General features: G+C 53.6%; 1 rRNA gene. It reads left to right on the top strand.

The features are described from left to right. Window positions 1-451: 451 nt before the first annotated feature. Window positions 452-787, top strand: a 23S ribosomal RNA gene (locus AC5RV1_RS21345); the annotation flags it as partial.

Here is a 787-nt window from a genome sequence, read left to right as displayed (position 1 = left end):
CGTTTGTTCTGCGGCGGGTGCTCAAGGGTGGAATATCAACGAATAGCGGTCGCCTGGTTTCTTCTCTGCCCAGTACGGATGCTTTATGTGTCCTGGAACGGTGGGGTGGGGGTTTGGGTGGTTTAGTGTTTGGCACACTGTTGGGTCCTGAGGCAACAGGGCCGGGTTTGTCGTGGTTTTTGGCTGCGGCGGGTCTGGTACGTGTTTGTTTCTGGTTTCCTGGCTGCACCGATCGCATGGTTGCCTCTCTTTTGGGGTGTGTGTGGGGTGTGTGGTTTGGGGTTGTTGTTTGAGAACTACATAGTGGACGCGAGCATCTTTTATAAGAAGCAATTTCCAAGAATATGAACCTGGATCTGGCTGCGCGTGATGATGGCTTCCTTTGGGGAGTGGTTGTTGGGTGTGGTTGGTTTTCGTGGTTCTCTCGTGAAGTAGTTTTTTGATCTTTTGTGGTCAAGTTTTTAAGAGCACACGGTGGATGCCTTGGCATTAGGAGCCGAAGAAGGACGTAGGAATCTGCGATAAGCCTGGGGGAGTCGATAACCGGACTGTGATCCCAGGGTGTCCGAATGGGGAAACCCCGCCAGACGCGCGAGTGATCTGGTGACCCGCATCTGAACACATAGGGTGCGTGGAGGGAACGCGGGGAAGTGAAACATCTCAGTACCCGCAGGAAGAGAAAACAATAGTGATTCCGTTAGTAGTGGCGAGCGAACGCGGATCAGGCTAAACCGTTCCATGTGTGATAGCCGGCGGGCGTTGCATGGTCGGGGTTGTGGGACTTTCC

The organism is Arthrobacter sp. Hb9-2 (assembly GCF_059091165.1).
The sequence above is the reverse complement of the archived record's forward strand: the minus strand, read 5'-3'. Positions and strand labels throughout refer to the sequence as shown.